Source organism: Thauera sp. 2A1 (assembly GCF_009469595.2).
Classification (GTDB): Bacteria; Pseudomonadota; Gammaproteobacteria; order Burkholderiales; family Rhodocyclaceae; genus Thauera.
In genome coordinates this window covers 1-378 of sequence record NZ_SSXV01000111.1, presented here as the reverse complement: position 1 = coordinate 378, position 378 = coordinate 1, and the positions used below count along the sequence as shown (strand labels likewise).

Here is a 378-nt window from a genome sequence, read left to right as displayed (position 1 = left end):
CGTTTTGGATGAACTTGCCAGACGTTGTTTGGTTTGTGCCACTAAAAACGGGCGCATAATAAAAGACAAAAAACAACTGCTTGACTTATGGGTTAGCAATTACAATGAAGTATTGAAACCCAAATTGCTGGTAGGCGCAATGGCATTTCGAACAGAAGCGAATAGAAATGAGTGGAAAAACATAGCATTGCCAAAGGGCATGTCATGGGGAGGAGAACCTGCCGCAAACTTGACGGATGGCTACTTACAACCAGGACTTTTCGACATATACACGGAAATACCTGCAGCACATCTTATACGAACAGGTGTCGTCAAGCAAGATGCAAATGGGGAAATTCATCTGTACAACAAATTTTGGAATTGGGAAACAGACAACAG

1 protein-coding gene is annotated in these 378 nt (G+C 42.3%); it reads left to right on the top strand.

Annotation, left to right across the window (positions count from 1 at the left end; translation table 11 throughout):
- A partial coding sequence (locus GH664_RS24000) for a type IV toxin-antitoxin system AbiEi family antitoxin (protein ID WP_228111686.1) occupies positions 1 to 378 on the top strand: 378 nt, incomplete at both ends.